Source organism: Micromonospora globbae (assembly GCF_003610785.1).
Taxonomy (GTDB): Bacteria; Actinomycetota; Actinomycetes; order Mycobacteriales; family Micromonosporaceae; genus Micromonospora; species Micromonospora globbae.
In genome coordinates this window covers 14,863-32,847 of the sequence record NZ_RAQQ01000005.1, presented here as the reverse complement: position 1 = coordinate 32,847, position 17,985 = coordinate 14,863, and the positions used below count along the sequence as shown (strand labels likewise).

Genomic DNA, 17,985 nt, shown 5'->3' with positions numbered 1-17,985 from the left:
GAGGAACGAGAACATGTCCGTCACGTCGGTGACATCCGGGGCCGGCGAGGAGCCGACCGCCGGCACCCCTGCCACCCAGGGCGACCGGGTCGGCGGCGGTCTGCTCGACCCGAAGCAGCTGCTCCGGTCCCTGCCGGACGCGCTGCGCAAGCTCGACCCGCGCACGCTCTGGCGCAACCCGGTGATGCTGATCGTCGAGATCGGCTCCGTCTTCACGACCGTGCTCGCGATCGCGGACCCCTCCGTGTTCGCCTGGGCGATCGCCGTCTGGCTCTGGCTCACCGTGGTCTTCGCCAACCTCGCCGAGGCGGTGGCCGAGGGCCGGGGCAAGGCGCAGGCCGCCACCCTGCGCCAGGCGAAGCGCGACACCATCGCCACCCGGCTGATCGGCTGGACGTCGGGTGCCCCGGCGAACGCGTACCGGGACGAGGCGGTGCCCGCCCCGGAGTTGAGGCAGGGCGACATCGTCCTGGTCGAGGCGGGCGGCGTCATCCCCGGCGACGGTGACGTCGTCGAGGGCATCGCCAGCGTCGACGAGTCGGCCATCACCGGCGAGTCGGCCCCGGTGATCCGGGAGTCCGGTGGCGACCGCAGCGCGGTCACCGGCGGCACCAGGGTGCTGTCCGACCGGATCGTCGTGAAGATCACCCAGAAGCCGGGTGAGAGCTTCATCGACCGCATGATCGCCCTGGTCGAGCGCGCCAACCGCCAGAAGACCCCGAACGAGATCGCGCTGAACATCCTGCTCGCCGCGCTCACGATCATCTTCCTGCTCGCGGTGGTGACCCTCCAGCCGCTGGCGATCTTCTCGAAGGGCTTCCAGGCCGCCGCGCCGGACACCGGCGCGATCACCGACGCCGGTGTCACCGGCGTGGTGCTGGTCTCCCTGCTCGTCTGCCTGATCCCGACCACCATCGGCGCGCTGCTGTCGGCCATCGGCATCGCCGGCATGGACCGCCTGGTGCAGCGCAACGTGCTCGCGGTGAGTGGCCGGGCGGTCGAGGCGGCCGGCGACGTGAACACCCTGCTGCTCGACAAGACCGGCACCATCACGCTCGGCAACCGGCAGGCCGCCGAGTTCCTCCCGGTCGAGGGGGTCGAGGCCGCGGAGGTCGCCGACGCCGCCCAGCTCTCCAGCCTGGCCGACGAGACCCCGGAGGGGCGCTCGGTGGTGGTCCTCGCGAAGAACGAGTACGGGCTGCGCGAACGCGAGCCGGGCGTCATGCCGCACGCCACCTTCGTGCCGTTCACCGCGGAGACCCGGATGAGCGGCGTCGACCTCGGCGCGGAGAGCGTCGACGGCGGCGTGCGCCGCATCCGCAAGGGCGCGGCGGCCGCGGTCATGAAGTGGGTACGCGACAACGGCGGCCACCCCACCGCACATGTCGGTGAGCTGGTCGACGCGATCAGCGGCACCGGCGGCACGCCGCTGGTGGTCGCCGAACACCTCGACGGCCGGCCGGCCCGGGCGCTCGGCGTCATCCACCTGAAGGACGTGGTCAAGTCCGGGATGCGCGAGCGCTTCGACGAGATGCGCCGGATGGGCATCCGGACCGTCATGATCACCGGCGACAACCCGCGGACCGCGAAGGCGATCGCCGACGAGGCCGGGGTGGACGACTTCCTCGCCGAGGCCACGCCGGAGGACAAGCTCGCCCTGATCCGCAAGGAGCAGGAGGGCGGCCGGCTGGTCGCCATGACCGGCGACGGCACCAACGACGCGCCCGCGCTCGCGCAGGCCGACGTCGGCGTGGCCATGAACACCGGCACGTCGGCCGCCAAGGAGGCCGGCAACATGGTCGACCTCGACTCGGACCCGACGAAGCTCATCGAGATCGTCGAGATCGGCAAGCAGTTGCTCATCACCCGCGGCGCGCTGACCACCTTCTCCATCGCCAACGACGTGGCGAAGTACTTCGCCATCATCCCGGCCATGTTCGCCGGCATCTACCCGAGCCTGGACGCGCTGAACGTCATGCGCCTCGCCAGCCCGGAGTCGGCGATCCTGGCCGCGGTGATCTTCAACGCGGTCGTCATCGTCGCGCTGATCCCGCTCGCCCTGCGCGGCGTGCGGTACCGGCCGGCCAGCGCGTCGAAGCTGCTCAGCCGCAACCTCTGGCTCTACGGCCTGGGCGGCCTCGTCGTGCCGTTCGTCGGCATCAAGCTCATCGACCTGCTCATCCAGTTCATCCCAGGGATCTCGTGATGCGCCTACCAACCTGGCTCGCCCAGCACCTCGCCGCCCTGCGCGCCGTGCTCGTCTTCACCGTGCTGCTCGGCATCGCCTACCCGCTCGCGATGGTCGCCGTGGGTCGGATCCCCGGCCTCGACGGCAGGGCGGACGGTTCCCTGATCAGCGTCGACGGACGCACCGTGGGCAGCAGCCTGATCGGCCAGTCCTTCACCGACGCGGACGGGAACCCGATCGTCCGCTACTTCCAGAGTCGACCGTCGGCGGCCGGCGACGGCTACGACCCCACGTCCACCTCGGCCAGCAACCTCGGGCCGGAGAGCGTGGTGGACACCATCGCCACCGATCCCGAGGAGTCCACGCAGAGCCTGCTCACCCAGGTCTGCGCCCGGAGCCGGGCGGTCGGTGAGCTCGACGGCGTGGACGGCAGCCGGCCGTTCTGCACGCCGGACGGGGTCGGCGCCGTGCTCGCGGTGTTCCGCGCCGACGGGCTCACCGGCCCGGTCACCCGGGTCGTGAGCGTCAACCAGACGGCTCCGGCCACCCCGTTCCTCGCGACCTACGAGGGGGTGCCGGTGGAGCTGGCCCAGCCGGGCCACGACTACGTGGCCGAGGGTGGGATCGTCACCCCGATCCGGGGCGACGCGCCGGCCGACCCCGCGGTGCCCGCCGACGCCGTGACCGCCAGCGGCAGCGGCCTCGACCCGCACATCAGCCCGGCGTACGCGGAGCTGCAGGTGAACCGTGTCGCCCGTGAGCGCGGCGCGGACCCGGCCGCGGTCCGCCGGCTCGTCGAGGCGCACACGACCGGCCGGGCGCTCGGCTTCATGGGCGAGCCCGGGGTGAACGTGCTCGAACTCAACCTGGCCCTGGACCGGGAGTTCCCGGCCCGCTGACCTGTCGGGAAGGGACCCCTTCGCCGCGTCCGCGTCAAGAAGGGGCCCCTCCTTCCGCCCATCGGAGAGGATGTGCCCGTGGCAAGGGGAGAGCTCCGCATCTACCTCGGGGCCGCCCCGGGCGTCGGCAAGACGTACGCCATGCTGGAGGAGGCCCACCGGCGAGCCGAGCGGGGCACCGACGTGGTCATCGGGCTCGTCGAGACGCACGGCCGCAAGCACACGGCGGCCATGATCGGCGACCTGGAGCAGGTGCCCCGTCGCACCATCGAGTACCGCGGCGCCGAGTTCACCGAGATGGACGTGGACGCCGTCCTCGCCCGCCGGCCGCAGGTCGCCGTCGTCGACGAGCTGGCGCACACCAACGTGCCCGGTTCCCGCAACGGCAAGCGCTGGCAGGACGTCCAGGAGCTGCTCGACGCCGGGATCGACGTGCTGTCGACCGTCAACATCCAGCACCTCGAGTCGGTCAACGACGTGGTCGCGCAGATCACCGGCACCGTGCAGCGGGAGACCGTCCCGGACGAGATCGTGCGGGCCGCCGAGCAGGTCGAGCTGGTCGACATGACCCCGGAGGCGCTGCGCCGGCGGATGGCGCACGGCAACATCTACCGGCCCGACAAGATCGACGCCGCTCTGGGCAACTACTTCCGGGTCGGCAACCTCACCGCGCTGCGCGAGCTGGCACTGTTGTGGCTGGCCGACAAGGTGGACGAGCAGCTCGGCCAGTACCGCAGCCAGCAGGGCATCGCCGAGACCTGGGAGGCCCGCGAGCGGGTGGTCGTCGCGCTGACCGGCGGTCCGGAGGGCGAGACGCTGATCCGCAGGGCGGCGCGGATCGCGGCGCGCAGCAAGGGCGCCGACCTGCTCGCCGTGCACGTGGCCCGCAGTGACGGGTTGGTCGGCGCGGACCCGGCGCAGCTCGCCCGGCAGCGGGTGCTGGTGGAGAGCCTCGGCGGGACGTACCACCAGGTGCTCGGCACCGACGTGCCGGCCGCGCTGCTCGACTTCGCACGGGGCGTCAACGCCACCCAGCTGGTGCTGGGGGCCAGCCGCCGGGGCCGCCTCGCCCAGCTGCTCTCGCGGGGCGTCGGGGTGACCACCATCGCGCAGTCCGGCGCCATCGACGTGCACCTCGTCACCCACACCGAGGCCGGCCGGGGACGCCGGGCCGGCGGGGTACCGGCGGCCCTGTCCCGGCCCCGGCGGCTGCTCGGCTTCGCCCTCGCCGCGGTGGGCGTACCGCTGCTGACGCTGCTGCTGAAGGTCCTGCCCGACCTCACCCTCGCCAGCGACATCCTGCTCTTCCTCGCCGCGGTGATCGTGGTCGCGCTGGTCGGCGGGCTCTGGCCGGCGCTGATCACCGCGCTCGGCGGGTCGTTGATCCTCAACTGGTTCTTCACGCCGCCCTTCTACACGCTGACCATCGCCGAGCCGGACAATCTGCTCGCCCTGGCCGTCTTCGTCGGGGTGGCGCTCTCCGTGAGCTGGATCGTGGACGTGGCCGCCCGGCGCACGCGGGAGGCCGCCCGCGCCGCCGCCGACGCCCAGACCCTGGCCGCGGTCGCCGGCGGGGTGCTGCGGGGCGGCCGTCCGCTGATCGCCCTGCTCGACCAGCTCCGGGAGACGTTCGGCCTGCGCGCGGTGAGCGTGCTGGAGCTGGCCGAGGAGGCCACCGGCCGGCCGGCCCGGGCCCGGGAGGAGCGGGCCTGGCGCGTGGTGGCCAGTGTCGGCGAGGAAGCGGCCACCACGCCGGACAGCGGTGAGACGGTGGTGCCGGTCGACGAGCGGATCACGGTCGTGCTCTGCGGCGCCCGGCTGGAGGCCGCGGACCGCCGGCTGATCGAGGCGTTCGCGGCGCAGGCGGCCGTCGCGTTGCGGCAGGAGCGGCTGGCCGAGGAGGCGGCCACCGCCCGGCCGCTGGCCGAGGCCGACCGGATGCGTACGGCGCTGCTCGCGGCGGTCAGCCACGACCTGCGCACGCCGCTCGCCTCGGCCAAGGCGGCGGTGACGAGCCTGCGCAGCCCCGACATCGACTTCGACGAGGAGGACCGGGCGGAGCTGCTCGCCACCGCCGAGGAGTCGCTGGACCGACTGGCCCGGCTGGTGGCCAACCTGCTCGACATGAGCCGGCTCCAGGCCGGAGCGCTCGGCGTCACGCCGGCCGTCATCGGGCTGGAGGACGCGGTGCCGCGCGCCCTGGACGAACTCGGGCCCCAGGCCGCCGGTGTCGCCACCGACATCCCCGCCGACCTGCCCGCCGCCACCGCCGACCCCGGCCTGCTGGAGCGGGTGCTCGTCAACGTCGTCGCCAACGCCCTGCGGCACAGCCCGCCCGGCCAGCCGCCGACGATCACCGCGAGCGCCCACGCCAATCAGGTCGAGCTACGGGTCATCGACACCGGCCCGGGCATCCCGGAGGACCAGTGGGAGCACGTCTTCCTGCCCTTCCAGCGGCTCGGTGACCGGGACAACCAGACCGGCGTGGGGCTGGGGCTGGCGCTCTCCCGCGGGCTGGCCGAGGCGATGGGCGGCAGCCTCACCCCGGAGACCACGCCGGGTGGTGGACTGACCATGGTGCTGCGGCTGCCCGCCGCCACCCACGGCATGGTGGAGGGACCACAGGAATGACGCGCATCCTGGTCGTCGACGACGAGCCGCAGATCCTGCGTGCCCTGCGGATCAACCTGCGCGCCCGCCGGTACGACGTCGACGTGGCCGACAGCGGCGCGGCCGCGCTCAAGACCGCCGCCGGCCACCCGCCGGACCTGGTCATCCTCGACCTCGGCCTGCCCGACATGGACGGCGTGGACGTCATCCGTGGTCTGCGAGGCTGGACCAGCGCGCCGATCATCGTCCTGTCCGGTCGGGCCGGCAGCGAGGACAAGGTGGGCGCGCTGGACGCGGGGGCCGACGACTACGTGACCAAGCCGTTCGGGGTCGAGGAGCTGCTCGCCCGCATCCGGGCGGTCACCCGACGGCTCGGACCCGGCGGCGACGCGAACGCCGCCCTGCGGGTCGGTCGGCACACCGTCAACCTCGCCGACCGGACGGTCACCCGCGACGACGGCGCCGAGGTCAAGCTGACGCCGATCCAGTGGTCGGTGCTGGAGAAGCTGCTGCGCCACCCCGGCAAGCTGGTCAGCCAGCGGCAGCTCCTGCACGAGGTGTGGGGGCCGGAGTACGAGAACGAGAGCAACTACCTGCGGCAGTACCTGGCCCAGCTGCGCCGCAAGCTGGAGGACGACCCGGCCCGTCCCCGGCACCTCATCACCGAACCGGGGATGGGCTACCGCTACCGCCCCTGACCCTCGCGCGGCCGGGCGGGACGGCCACGTCGCCGTCGGGTGGGTCCCGGGTGGCCGGTAGGCATGTCCGGGAGGTGTTCGGGTACGGCTGGCGGAGCCCTGTCCACCACGATCGGAGGCAGCCAGTGGCCAGCGTGACGATGTCGATGCTCGAGGCGTACCCGAAGTCGATCAACCTGGACCGCGCGAAGCTGGCGGCGGTCGTCGACACGCTCAACTCCTGCGCCCAGGCGTGCACCGCCTGTGCGGACGCCTGCCTCAGCGACGACATGGTGGCCGAGCTGGCGAAGTGCGTCCGCTCGAACCTGGACTGCGCGGACGTCTGCACGACCACGGCCCGGGTGCTGTCCCGGCACACCGGCTACGACGCCAACGTGACCCGCAGCCTGCTGGAGGCGTGCGCCACCACCTGCCGCTCCTGCGGCGACGAGTGCGCCCGGCACGCCGACCGGCACGAGCACTGCCGGATCTGCGCCGACGCCTGCCGCGAGTGCGAACGGGCCTGCCGGGACCTGCTGGCGACGATCAGCTGAGCGACGGCCGCCGACCGCCTGCCGGCACAGCCGGGACGGTCGGCGGGATGCCCGGGGTCAGCGGCGGGTCTGCTGCTTCGCGGCCTGCGGGTCCATGCCCTTGCCGACCTTCTTGAGGGCGTCCTTCAGCTGGCTCTCCGTCATCTTGGAGTTGCCCTCGATGCCCGCGTTGTGGGCGCGCTGACGGAGATCGTGCAGTTGCTCCCGGCTGGTCATCTCAGCCTCCATCCGTGTGACTCGCACGAGGCGTGGCCTCGCGCCGGGCAGCAGACGGTTTCCCGGTGCCGGTACGGGCAAACGGCCCGCCGGTCAGGGGACGCGCCGGCCCGCCGGTCAGGGGACGCCGCGGCGTCGGCTCTGCGAGCGGGGCTGGTCGTCGCCGCTCGACGTGGTGACGCTCACCTGCCCGTCGGACTCCATCCGGGCCTCCCGGACCTTCGCGATGTCGTCGACGCCCTGTTCGCGTAGTTTCTGACGCAGCTCCTCGTCCGTGATCAGCTCCCGCCGCATGTTGCGGTGCAACATGCGTCCGTCGCGTACCAGGACGAGCGAACCGGGCCGGATCAGCCGGGCGGCGGCGGGCCAGCGGTACGCGACGGCGTCGAGCAGGTACGACCAACCGATGATCACCGCGACGAGCAGCACCCCGTCGGTGATCGAGGTGTAGTTGCCCGACATGCCGTTCTGGGCGGCGTCGGCCAGCAGCACGATGACCAGCAGGTCCGTGACGCCGGTGGTGCCGCTCTCGCGCTTGAGGATGACCCGGAGCAGCCCGAAGAGGGTCAGGTACATCACGCTGCCCCGGACGACCGTCTCCAGCAGCGGCGTGCTCGGAACGAACACCTGCCCCCAGTCGATCACGGCGTTGGCTACCCGTCCGCGGCGGGGCCATTCCCCGCCCGGGCCGGGGTTCGACCCGTCTCTCCCGTTTGGGCCGCTTCACGCCGGGCAGGTGTGAGGATCGGACCGGTGGAGAAAGCCGGCTGAGCCCGCGAGGAGGTGGCACGGCGATGGCGAACGCGCGGGACGCGACCCACATCCTCGTGGGCGGCGCCGTCGCCGTCGTGGTGGCCGGCGCGGTCGCGATCGCCACCGGGCAGCCCTGGCTCTTCCCGAGCCTCGGCCCCGCCGTCATGCTGCACGTGGAGAAGCCGCGGGCGCCGCAGTCGTCACCGCGCAGCACCCTCATCGGGCACGTCGTGGCGCTGCTGGCCGGGTACGCCTTCCTGCTGGCCTGCGGTCTCGCCGATCACCCGTCCGCGCTGGAGGAGGGCGTCAGCGGGTGGCGGATCGTCGCGGCGGCCGGCTCGCTCGCGGTCACGGCCGTGGTGCTGTACCTGCTGCGGGCGTCGCACCCGCCGGCTGGCGCCACCACGTTGATCGTGAGCCTCGGACTGCTGCACACCCCGGTCCAACTGGTCGTGGCGGCCGCCTCGGTGCTGCTGGTGACGGTCGTGGACTGGGCGTACAACCGGGCGACGGGTCGGGCGATGCCCGTGTGGGCGGCCTGACGTGGAGGGAGTGGATCGTGGTTGACCGGATCGCCGACCCCTGGGGGGACCGCACCCCGTACGGGCCGGGGCAGGAGTGGCCGGTGCGGGTGGACACGTTCCTCGACGCCGGCCTGCGGGAGTCGGACGTCGACCGCTGGGTGCAGTCGGCGTCCATCCTGCACTCCAACGGGGACGCGCTCGACATCGCCGTGAAGGACGGCCGGATCGTCGGCGTACGGGGCCGGGCGGTGGACCGGGTCAACCGGGGCCGGGTCGACCCGAAGGACCTCTACGGCTGGCAGGCCAACCACAGCCCGGACCGGCTGACGCGGCCCCTCGTCCGCGAGGGCGGACGGTTGGTGGAGACCGACTGGGACACGGCCATGGGCCGGATCGTGGCCCGCTCGCAGGAGCTGCTGAAGGGCCCCGGCGGGTGGGGGCACTTCGGGTTCTACACCACGGGACAGCTGTTCCTGGAGGAGTACTACACGCTCGGCGTGATCGGCAAGGCGGGTATCGGCACCCCGCACATGGACGGCAACACCCGGCTCTGCACCGCCACGGCCGCGGCGGCGCTCAAGGCGACCTTCGGCGCCGACGGGCAGCCCGGCTCGTACACCGACATCGACCACTGCGACGCGATAGCGCTCTGGGGGCACAACGTCGCGGAGACCCAGACGGTGCTCTGGATGCGGATGCTCGACCGGCGGCGCGGCCCGAACCCGCCGGCCATGCTGGCGGCGGATCCCCGGGCCACGGCGGTCGCCCGCGAGGCGGACCTGCACCTGGCGATCCGCAACGGCACCAACATGGCGCTGATGAACGGCCTGCTGCGGGAGATCATCCGCAACGGCTGGTACGACGAGGAGTACGTGGCCGCGCACACCCTCGGCTTCGACGAGCTGTGCCGGACGGTCGACGCGTACCCGCCCGAGCGGGTGGCCGAGATCTGCGACGTGCCCGCCGCCGACGTCCGCCGGGCCGCCGAGCTGCTCGGCGGGTCGCAACGGCTGCTCTCCACCGTCCTCCAGGGCTTCTACCAGTCCAACCAGGCCACCGCGGCGTCCTGCCAGGTCAACAACCTGCACCTGATCCGCGGGATGATCGGCCGTCTGGGCGCGGGCATCTACCAGATGAACGGCCAGCCCACCGCGCAGAACACCCGGGAGACGGGCGCCGACGGGGACCTGCCCGGCCTGCGGAACTGGGAGAACCCCGAGCACATCGCCGAACTGGCCCGGCTGTGGAACGTGGAGCCGGAGACGATCCCGCACTGGGCGCCGCCGACGCACGCCATGCAGATCTTCCGGTACGCCGAGCAGGGCTCGATCAAGCTGCTCTGGATCAGCGCCACCAACCCGGCCGTGTCCCTGCCGGACCTGTCCCGCATCCGGAACATCCTGCGCCGGCCGGAGCTGTTCGTCGTGGTGCAGGACCTGTTCCTGACCGAGACCGCCGAGTTGGCCGACGTGGTGCTGCCCGGCGCGACCTGGGGCGAGAAGACCGGCACCTTCACGAACGTGGACCGCACCGTCCACCTCAGTGAGAAGGCCGTCGACCCGCCCGGCGAGGCCCGCGCCGACCTGGACATCTTCCTCGACTACGCGCGGCGGATGGACTTCCGCAACCGCGACGGCCAGCCGCTGATCCGGTGGACGACCCCGGAGGAGGCGTTCGAGGCGTGGAAGGAGTGCTCGCGGGGGCGGCCCTGCGACTACACCGGCCTCAGCTACGAGAAGCTGCGCGGCGGCAGCGGCATCCAGTGGCCGTGCACCGAGGAGCGCCCCGACGGCACGGAACGGCTCTACACCGACGGCGTGTTCCCCACCGACCCGGAGGTGTGCGAGACCTACGGCCAGGACCTGGCCACGGGTGCCGAGTTCACGGCCGCCGAGTACCGGGCGAAGCAGCCGGGCGGGCGGGCGTTCCTGCACGCGGTCGACTACCAGCCCTCACCGGAGGTGCCCGACGCGGAACATCCGCTGCTGCTCACCACGGGTCGCACCGTCTACCAGTTCCACACGCGCACGAAGACCGGGCGGGCGCCGCAACTGGACGCCGCCGCGCCGGACGTGTGGGTGGAACTCAACGCGGCCGACGCCGATCGCCTCGGCATCGCCGAGGGGGACCTGGTGGGGATCGCCTCGGCGCGCGGCGGGGTGCAGGCGCGGGCCCGGCTCAGCGGCATCCGCCCCGGCGTGGTCTTCCTGCCGTTCCACTACGGCTGGTTCGACCAGGACCCGGCCGACCGTACGCCGCGGGCGGCCAACGAGCTGACCATCACCGCCTGGGATCCCGTGTCCAAACAGCCGCTCTTCAAGGTCGCCGCGGTCGCCGTGGCCCGGCTCGGCGACGGGCGGGGCGTACCGTCCCCGGCGCCGACCGTCGGGGGCAGCGCGCCCGTGGTGGCCGGTGTCCCGGCCACGGTGGGTGGACCCGCCGCCGAGGCGACCAGCCGAGCGGGAGGGGAGTGACGATGCATCTCGCCCACTACCTCGGTCTGCTGCACCGGGCCCAGCTGAACCTCGCCGACGCGTTCCGGCAGGTCGGCGCGGCGCACGGCGAGGAGCCGGACGTCTTCCACCTGTGCGAGCAGCAGGCGAAGCGCTGCGACGGGTACGCCGAACAGCTGCGCCCCTTCGCCGAGCGGTACGCCGAGGAGGCGCCGGCCGAGCCGGACCGGCTGCACTCGGAGCTGTTCCGGGGCACCCGTACCGGCGGGATCGGGCTGCTGCGCGACCTCCAGGACCTCTACCTGATGGCGGCGGAGTGCGACATCTGCTGGACGATCGTCGGGCAGGCCGCGTACGGGGCCCGGGACCGGGAGCTGCTCGCCGTGGTCCGCCGCTGCGAGGGGGAGACCGCCATGCAGCTCAAGTGGCTGCGTACGCGGATGAAGCAGGCCGCACCGCAGGCGCTCGTGGTGGCCGAGTGACAGTCGTCCCGCCGCCGGTCAGTGCGGGTTGCCGGCGGTGAGGCGCAGCGTGAAGCCGGCGGCCCCCCGCTGCAGGCTCACGTGGTTGCAGGACTGGTAGGTGATCCAGAGGCCCAGGCCGCCGGTCACCCCGGTGCCGGCGGGGAGCAGCCCGGCGAACGGGTCCTTCGGGCCGTCACCGCAGTCGCTGACGGTGGCCACGATCCGGTCGGGGCCGGTCCAGAGGCGCAGCCGGACCGGGGGGCATCCGTGCCGCAGCGCGTTGCTGACGGTCTCGCTCACGGCGACGATCAGGTCGTCCACGTCGTCCCGCGGCAGCACGCCGCGGCCCACGGCCTCGACGGCGGCGCGGGCCTGCGCCGCCGTCGGGTCGGTGAGTTCCACCAGCGGCGGCGTCGCCTGGAGCGGGTCGGGCGGCGCGGCCCGCTCCTCGCGCAGGTAGACGGCGGGCTCGGTGTACGCGGGGCTGGGTGGGTGCCGGCCGTCCGGCGTGGCGAACCGCGGATGGGTGCGGGCGACCTCGTCGAGGACGTGCGGCGGGGTGGTGCGGTTGTCGTACGCGCACATGCTCCAGAGCGGGTAGTCGTCGTACGCGTGATTGATCGCCGACTCGTACCGTGCCCACCAGTCCCAGGTGGCGCCGAACGCGACGGGGGGCAGTTCCCCGATGATCCGGATCTGGGCGGCCCCGGCGGCCGTCCGGTCGGCGAGCAACCGGCGGTAGGAGCGGATCGCGGCGGTCGGGCGGGCGTACATGCCGCTGCCGCTCAGGAACTCGACGTCCGAGCCGGCGGGCAGGGCGCGCCGGACGAGGTCGGCGGTGCGCTCGCCGAGCGCCACGAACGTCGGCTCACCCGCCTCGATCCCGCCGCGCAGGAACGGCACCACGACGGCGAGGAACTCCTCGTCCGAGTCGTAGCGGACCGCCTCGTGGAAGTAGCCCTGGTGCCCGGCGGCGGCGCCCGTCCTCATCCGGCCACCTCCACGGTGGGCCCGATCGGGTCGTCACGGACCGAGCAGACGTGGCCGTGCGGTGTCGAGGCGCGCACGTGCCGGGTCACGCCCTGTGCCTCATGCCGGCAGTCTAGGCACAACCGGGTCACGGCGCCTCGGCCGGGCAGTTCTGGTGCAGCCGAGCCAGCACGGCCGTTCCGGCCTCGTGCAGGGCGTCGAGCTGGGCGGGGGTGAGCGCGTCGAGGAAGAGTTCGCGCACCCGGGCGGCGTGGGCCGCGGTGGCGGCGCGGATGGCGGCGAGGCCGGCGTCGGTGAGCCGGACCGTCGCGGCGCGGCCGTCCTCCGGGCACTCGTCACGGGCGACCAGGCCGCGCTGCTCCATCCGGCGGATCTGGTGTGCGAGGCGGCTCTTCTCCCACTGGAGTTCCTGGCGCAGCGTACGGGCGCGCAGGGCGTGCTCCGGCGCCTCCTCCAGCGCGGCGAGCACCTCGAAGTCCGGTTCGGAGATGCCGGAATCCTGCTGGAGGGACTGGTTGAGGGCGAGCGCGAGCTGGTCGCGCATCCGTCGGAAGGTGCGCCAGACCTGCTGCTCGCGCTCGTCGAGCCGAGTTACCGATCCGCCCACACGACCAGCGTAGTTCGGCTGGCACGACCGGGCCTGTCGGGAAGAATCCGGGTCCGGCGGGGATGACGAGGCTCACACGCGGGTGGGACGCCGCGGCCGTATTCTGGTTGACGCATCAACCTTTGGGGGAAGTCGTGACTGCTAACTACGGCCACCGGCTCGAGTTCGGCACACTCGTCACGCCCGTGGCCACGTCGCCCGCCACGCCGGTGGCGCTCGCGCGGCGCAGCGAGGAACTGGGGTACGACCTCGTGGCCTTCCGGGACGACCCGGACCAGCCGGCGCACCTCGACATCTGGACACTGCTGGCCTGGGTGGCCGGGCGGACCGAACGGATCCACCTCGCCGCGAGCGTGCGCAGCGTCCCGCTGCGCTCCCCGGCGGTGCTGGCCCGCTCCGCCGCCAGCCTGGACCTGCTCTCCGGCGGCCGGCTGGAGCTGGCCCTCGGCGTCGGCGACGCCCCGGAGGCCGTCGAGGCGATGGGCGGCCCCCGGCTCGACCCGCACCAGGCGGTCGAGTCCGTCGGCGAGGCCCTCGACGTCATCCGGGACATGCTGGACACCGACCGGCAGGACGCCCTCCGCTACTCCGGTGCCCACCACCGCCTCGCCGGCGCCGAGCGCGGTCCGCTGCCGGCGCACCACATCCCGTTCTGGCTCGACGGGGACGACGGCCGGTTGCTGCGGCTCGTCGGGACGAAGGCCGACGGGTGGCTCGCCACGCTCGACCGCACGGGACCGGACGGCCTCCGCGCCGGGAACAAGATCATCGACGAGGCGGCGCGGGAGGCGGGCCGCGACCCTGCCGAGATCCGGCGGCTCGTGACCATCTCCGGTGTCTTCGCCGACACCCGCCGGGGCTTCCTCGACGGGCCGCCGGCCGCGTGGGTCGAGGACCTGCTGCCGCTGGTCGTCGAGGATGGCGTCGGCACCCTCGTCGTCGCGACGGACGACACCGGGACGATGGAGAGGTTCGCCCGCGAGGTGGTTCCCGCACTGCGCGAGGCGGTCGACCGGGCCCTGCCCGCGCCGCTGCCGCGCACCGTGGGACGCAGCGCCGCCGTCCGCGCCAAGCGGCGTCCGGGCATCGCGTACGACGAGGTGCCGGCCTCGCTGGCCGACACCGCCGTGGAACCCGGTGACGTGGCGTACGCCCGGGTCCGGTCGAACTACCTGCGCGGCGGCGCGCCCGGGCTCGTCCTGCGCCCGCGTACCCCCGCCGAGGTGGCCGACGCGCTCGCGTTCGCCCGGGCGCACCGGCACCTGCCGTTGGGCGTCCGCAGCGGCGGGCACGGCATCAGCGGGCGCTCCACCAACGACGGCGGCATCGTGATCGACGTCGGCGCGCTGAACGAGATCGAGGTGCTCGACCGGGCCACCCGCCGGGTGCGGATCGGCCCCGGCGCGCGGTGGATGGACGTGGCCGCCGCGCTGCACCCGTACGGCTGGGCGCTCACCTCCGGTGACTACGGCGGCGTGGGCGTCGGCGGCCTCGCCACCGCCGGCGGCGTCGGCTGGATGGCGCGCAAGCACGGCCTGACCATCGACCACCTGCGGGCCGTCGAGATGGTCCTCGCCGACGGCACGCGGGTGCGGGCCAGCGAGACCGAGAACCCGGACCTGTTCTGGGCGGTACGCGGAGCCGGCGCGAACTTCGGCGTGGTGACCGCGTTCGAGTTCGAGGTCGACGAGGTGGGCGCGGTCGGCTGGGCGCAGTTCGCCCTCGACGCCAGCGACCCGGTGGGCCTGCTGACCCGGTGGGGGGCCGCGGTCGAGGCGGCGCCCCGCGACCTCACCAGCGCGATCATCATGGGCCCGCCCCGGATGGGCCAGCCGCGGGTGGCGCAGGTGATGGCGATGGTCGACTCCGACGACCCGGAGACGGTCGTCCGGCAGCTCCAGCCGCTCGCCGACGTCGCGCCCGGCTACGACCAGCAGGTGGTGCTCACCTCGTACGCGTCGGTGATGGCCAACGCGACCGACGGCCCGCACCACGGTCAGGGCGAGCCCATCACCCGCTCGGGCTTCGTCGACCACATCACGCCCGACTTCGCCGAGGCCGCGGCCCGCCTGCTCGCCAGCGGGGTGGTCTACTTCTTCCACATCCGCTCGGTCGGCGGGGCGGTCAACGACGTCCCGCCCGGCGCCATGGCCTGGAGCCACCGGGGAGCCAACTTCCACGTGACCGCGTTCGGGCGGCACCGCGGACGGCTGGACGCGCTCTGGGACGAGCTTCTCGGGACGCACCAGCGCGGCCTCTACCTCAGCTTCGAGACCGACCCGCGCCCGGAACGCCTGCGCGACGCGTTCCCGCCCGCCACGCTGGACCGGCTGCGCGCCCTGAAGTCGCGGTACGACCCGGACCGCCTGTTCCACGACAACTTCGCCATCACACCCGACACCGCATCGAGGACGACGCCATGACCGACTACGGGCACGACCTGCTGTTCGGCACGTTCACGACGCCCGCCGCGCAACCCGTGCGGCACGCCGTCGACCTGGCCGTGCTGGCCGACCGCGCCGGGCTGGACCTGGTCACCTTCCAGGACCACCCGTACCAGCCGCGGTTCCACGACACCTGGACCCTGCTGTCGTACGTGGCCGCGCGCACCGAACGGGTCCACCTCAGCGGCAACGTGCTCAACCTGCCGCTGCGGCAACCGGCCGTGCTCGCGCGCGCCGCGGCCAGCCTCGACCTGCTGAGCGGCGGCCGGTTCGAACTCGGCATCGGCGCGGGCGCGTTCTGGGAGGCCATCGAGGCGATGGGCGGCCGGCGGCTCGCCCCCGGCCAGGCGATCACCGCCCTGGACGAGGCGATCCGGGTGATCCGCGAGGTCTGGGCCGCCGACCGGCCCGGCGGCGTACGCGTCGACGGCGACTTCTACCGGGTCGAGGGCGCCAAGCGCGGGCCCGCCCCGGCCCACCACGTGAACGTGTGGATCGGCGCGTACAAGCCGCGGATGCTGCGCCTCACCGGTCGGGTGGGCGACGGGTGGCTGCCCAGCCTCCAGTACCTGCCCGGCGGGCCGGCCGACCTGACCGCCATGAACGCGCAGATCGACGAGGCCGCCGCGGCGGCGGGTCGGGAGCCGGCGCGGATCCGGCGGCTGCTCAACGTCGCCGGCCGGTTCGCGCCGACCGGCCGGGCGCTGCTCGACGGGCCGCCGGAGCAGTGGGCGGAGGACCTCGCCGGGCTGGCCCTGGAGCACGGGGTGAGCGCGTTCATCCTGGCCACCGACGACCCCGCCGCCATCGAGGTCTTCGCCGCGGAGGTCGCCCCGGCGACCCGGGAACTGGTCGCCGAGGAGCGCGCCCGCACCGCCGCCTGAGCGGAAGGAGGGGACCCTTCCCGAAGGGATCCCCTCCTGGCCCAGGCCCGCCCGGGCTCAGCGCTCGGGCGGCGCGACGGCGGCCAGCCGCCGGCGCAGGTGTGACCGCTCCGGCTCGGTACCGGCCAGCTCCAGCGCACGGCGGTAGGCGTCCGCCGCCTCCGCGTCCCGGCCGAGCCGGTGCAGCAGCTCGGCCCGGGCCGCCACCCACGGGTGGTACGCGCGCAGCCGCGGTTCGCCCGCCAGCTCGTCGAGCAGCGCGAGGCCGGCCGCGGGGCCGTCGCGCATGGCGACCGCCACGGCCCGGTTCAACGCCACGACGGGCGAGGGGTTCAGCGCGAGGAGGACGTCGTACAGCGCCACCACCTGCGGCCAGTCGGTGGACGCCGCGTCGGCGGCCTCGTCGTGCAGCGCGGCGATGGCGGCCTGCACCCCGTACGGGCCGGGTGGACCGCCGGTCAGCGCGGCGACCGCCAACGCCTCCCCCTCGGCGATCATGTCCCGGTCCCAGCGCCCGCGGTCCTGGGCGTCGAGGAGCACCAGCTCGCCGTCCGGACCGGTCCGGGCGTCCCGCCGGGCGTGCACCAGCAGCATGAGCGCGAGCAGGCCGGTCACCTCCCGCTCGGCGGGGAGCAGCCGGTGGAGGATCCGGCCCAGCCGGACGGCCTCCTCGGCGAGGTCGAGCCGCTGGAGCAGAGGACCGGAGCTGGCGGCGTACCCCTCCGTGAAGATCGAGTACACCGCCTGGAGCACTCCCGGCAGCCGCCCGGGCAGCTCGTGCGGTTCGGGCACCCGGAACGGGATCCGCGCCTCGCGGATCTTCTTCTTGGCCCGGACCAGCCGCTGGGCCATGGTCGCGTTCGGCACCAGGTACGCCCGTGCCACCTCCTGCGTGGTGAGGCCGGCGAGGTAGCGCAGGGTCAGCGCACCGCGGTCGGCGGCCGGCAGCGCCGGGTGGGCACAGGTGAAGAACAGGCGCAGCCGCTCGTCCGGCAGGCCGCCGTCGGCCTCCTCCGGCACCGCGCCGCCGGTCCGCTCCGCCTCCGCCGCGAGCAGGGCCAGCCGGGCGGCGTACGCCTGGTCGCGCCGGAGCCGGTCCACGGCCTTGCGCCGGGCCGTGGTGAGCAACCACGCCCCGGGCCGGGCCGGTACGCCCTCGACCGGCCAGTGCACCAGGGCCGCCTCGACCGCCTCGGAGGCGACGTCCTCGGCGAGGTCGAGGTCGCCGAAGCGGTGCACCAGTGTGGCGAGCAGCCGGCCGCGCTCCTCGCGGAACACCGCCTCGACCGAGGCGCGCGTGCCGGCGGCTCGCTCGTCCATCCCGACCTCGCCTCAGAACTCGGCGACCGGCCGCACCTCGACGGTCCCGCCGTCACGGGCGCCGGGGCAGCGGGCGGCCCAGTCGAGGGCCACGTCGAGGTCCGGCACGTCGATGACGTAGTAGCCGCCGAGGACCTCGCGGGTCTCGGCGAACGGACCGTCGGTGACGGTCCGCTCGCCGGAGTCGTCGACCCGGACCGTGGTGGCCGTCGTCAGGTCCGCCAGCGAGTGCCCGGTGACGAAGATGCCCGCCTCCTGGACCTCCTTGTCGTAGGCCATCCAGTCCTCCACCGTGCAGGCGTTCTGCGTGTCGGTGGAACCGTAGATGAGCAGCATGTACTTCATGTCCGACTCCTGTCGTCTCGGTTGCCGTACGACCTGACGACGAACGGCTCCGGCGCG

At 73.7% G+C, this 17,985-nt stretch carries 16 protein-coding genes; 10 read left to right on the top strand and 6 right to left on the bottom strand.

Annotation, left to right across the window (positions count from 1 at the left end):
• Nucleotides 1-13: 13 nt before the first annotated feature.
• From kdpB to D7I43_RS08090, 5 genes are all read left to right on the top strand, one after another.
• A complete protein-coding gene (kdpB, locus tag D7I43_RS08110) occupies nt 14-2,206 on the top strand; it encodes a potassium-transporting ATPase subunit KdpB (protein ID WP_120327800.1) in 2,193 nt (730 codons plus the stop codon).
• A complete protein-coding gene (locus D7I43_RS08105) occupies nt 2,206-3,087 on the top strand; it encodes a potassium-transporting ATPase subunit C (RefSeq protein ID WP_120327799.1) in 882 nt (293 codons plus the stop codon). The genes kdpB and D7I43_RS08105 overlap by 1 nt, the downstream gene beginning before the upstream one ends.
• 78 nt (nt 3,088-3,165) lie before the next feature.
• Nucleotides 3,166-5,718: a sensor histidine kinase gene (locus tag D7I43_RS08100; protein ID WP_120327798.1), complete on the top strand. Its 2,553-nt coding sequence runs from the start codon at nt 3,166-3,168 to the stop codon at nt 5,716-5,718.
• Nucleotides 5,715-6,395 (top strand): response regulator, encoded by a 681-nt coding sequence (locus D7I43_RS08095; RefSeq protein WP_120327797.1) that lies wholly within the window; start codon nt 5,715-5,717, stop codon nt 6,393-6,395. Before D7I43_RS08100 ends, D7I43_RS08095 begins: the two co-directional genes overlap by 4 nt.
• A gap of 125 nt (nt 6,396-6,520) precedes the next feature.
• A complete protein-coding gene (locus D7I43_RS08090; protein WP_240032857.1) occupies nt 6,521-6,928 on the top strand; it encodes a four-helix bundle copper-binding protein in 408 nt (135 codons plus the stop codon).
• A 57-nt stretch (nt 6,929-6,985) separates the two neighbouring features.
• Here the strand turns inward: D7I43_RS08090 and D7I43_RS32715 are convergent, their stop codons facing one another.
• Together D7I43_RS32715 and D7I43_RS08085 are read right to left on the bottom strand one after the other, a co-directional pair.
• Nucleotides 6,986-7,144: a hypothetical protein gene (locus tag D7I43_RS32715; RefSeq protein WP_158610083.1), complete on the bottom strand. Its 159-nt coding sequence runs from the start codon at nt 7,142-7,144 to the stop codon at nt 6,986-6,988.
• Nucleotides 7,145-7,261: 117 nt separating this feature from the next.
• Nucleotides 7,262-7,789 (bottom strand): DUF421 domain-containing protein, encoded by a 528-nt coding sequence (locus D7I43_RS08085; protein ID WP_120327796.1) that lies wholly within the window; start codon nt 7,787-7,789, stop codon nt 7,262-7,264.
• A 149-nt stretch (nt 7,790-7,938) separates the two neighbouring features.
• On the opposite strand from D7I43_RS08085, the gene D7I43_RS08080 reads away from it, so the two are divergent.
• The 3 genes from D7I43_RS08080 to D7I43_RS08070 are packed head-to-tail and all read left to right on the top strand — an operon-like array spanning nt 7,939 to nt 11,356.
• Complete coding sequence (locus tag D7I43_RS08080; RefSeq protein ID WP_120327795.1) at nt 7,939-8,439, top strand: HPP family protein; 501 nt, start codon at nt 7,939-7,941, stop codon at nt 8,437-8,439.
• Nucleotides 8,440-8,456: 17 nt separating this feature from the next.
• Nucleotides 8,457-10,895 carry a molybdopterin oxidoreductase family protein gene (locus D7I43_RS08075; RefSeq protein WP_120328058.1) on the top strand — a complete coding sequence of 813 codons (2,439 nt, stop codon included), beginning with the start codon at nt 8,457-8,459 and terminating at the stop codon, nt 10,893-10,895.
• A 2-nt stretch (nt 10,896-10,897) separates the two neighbouring features.
• Nucleotides 10,898-11,356 carry a hypothetical protein gene (locus D7I43_RS08070; RefSeq protein ID WP_120327794.1) on the top strand — a complete coding sequence of 153 codons (459 nt, stop codon included), beginning with the start codon at nt 10,898-10,900 and terminating at the stop codon, nt 11,354-11,356.
• 18 nt (nt 11,357-11,374) lie between these two features.
• Here D7I43_RS08070 and D7I43_RS08065 read toward each other — a convergent pair whose 3' ends face one another.
• Nucleotides 11,375-12,328 carry a sensor histidine kinase gene (locus tag D7I43_RS08065; RefSeq protein WP_120327793.1) on the bottom strand — a complete coding sequence of 318 codons (954 nt, stop codon included), beginning with the start codon at nt 12,326-12,328 and terminating at the stop codon, nt 11,375-11,377.
• Nucleotides 12,329-12,455: 127 nt separating this feature from the next.
• Nucleotides 12,456-12,935, bottom strand: a complete 480-nt coding sequence (locus tag D7I43_RS08060; protein WP_204985171.1) for a MarR family winged helix-turn-helix transcriptional regulator — start codon at nt 12,933-12,935, stop codon at nt 12,456-12,458.
• A gap of 134 nt (nt 12,936-13,069) precedes the next feature.
• On the opposite strand from D7I43_RS08060, the gene D7I43_RS08055 reads away from it, so the two are divergent.
• Together D7I43_RS08055 and D7I43_RS08050 are read left to right on the top strand one after the other, a co-directional pair.
• Nucleotides 13,070-15,358 (top strand): LLM class flavin-dependent oxidoreductase, encoded by a 2,289-nt coding sequence (locus D7I43_RS08055; protein ID WP_240032856.1) that lies wholly within the window; start codon nt 13,070-13,072, stop codon nt 15,356-15,358.
• Nucleotides 15,355-16,263: an LLM class flavin-dependent oxidoreductase gene (locus tag D7I43_RS08050; RefSeq protein ID WP_120327790.1), complete on the top strand. Its 909-nt coding sequence runs from the start codon at nt 15,355-15,357 to the stop codon at nt 16,261-16,263. The genes D7I43_RS08055 and D7I43_RS08050 overlap by 4 nt, the downstream gene beginning before the upstream one ends.
• 57 nt (nt 16,264-16,320) lie before the next feature.
• On the opposite strand, the gene D7I43_RS08045 is transcribed toward D7I43_RS08050, so the two are convergent.
• Together D7I43_RS08045 and D7I43_RS08040 are read right to left on the bottom strand one after the other, a co-directional pair.
• On the bottom strand, nt 16,321-17,583 hold the full coding sequence (locus D7I43_RS08045) for an RNA polymerase sigma factor (RefSeq protein WP_120327789.1): 1,263 nt from the start codon (nt 17,581-17,583) through the stop codon (nt 16,321-16,323).
• Nucleotides 17,584-17,595: 12 nt separating this feature from the next.
• Entirely contained in the window at nt 17,596-17,928 is a 333-nt protein-coding gene (locus tag D7I43_RS08040; protein ID WP_120327788.1) for a YciI family protein, read from the bottom strand.
• Nucleotides 17,929-17,985 lie beyond the last annotated feature (57 nt).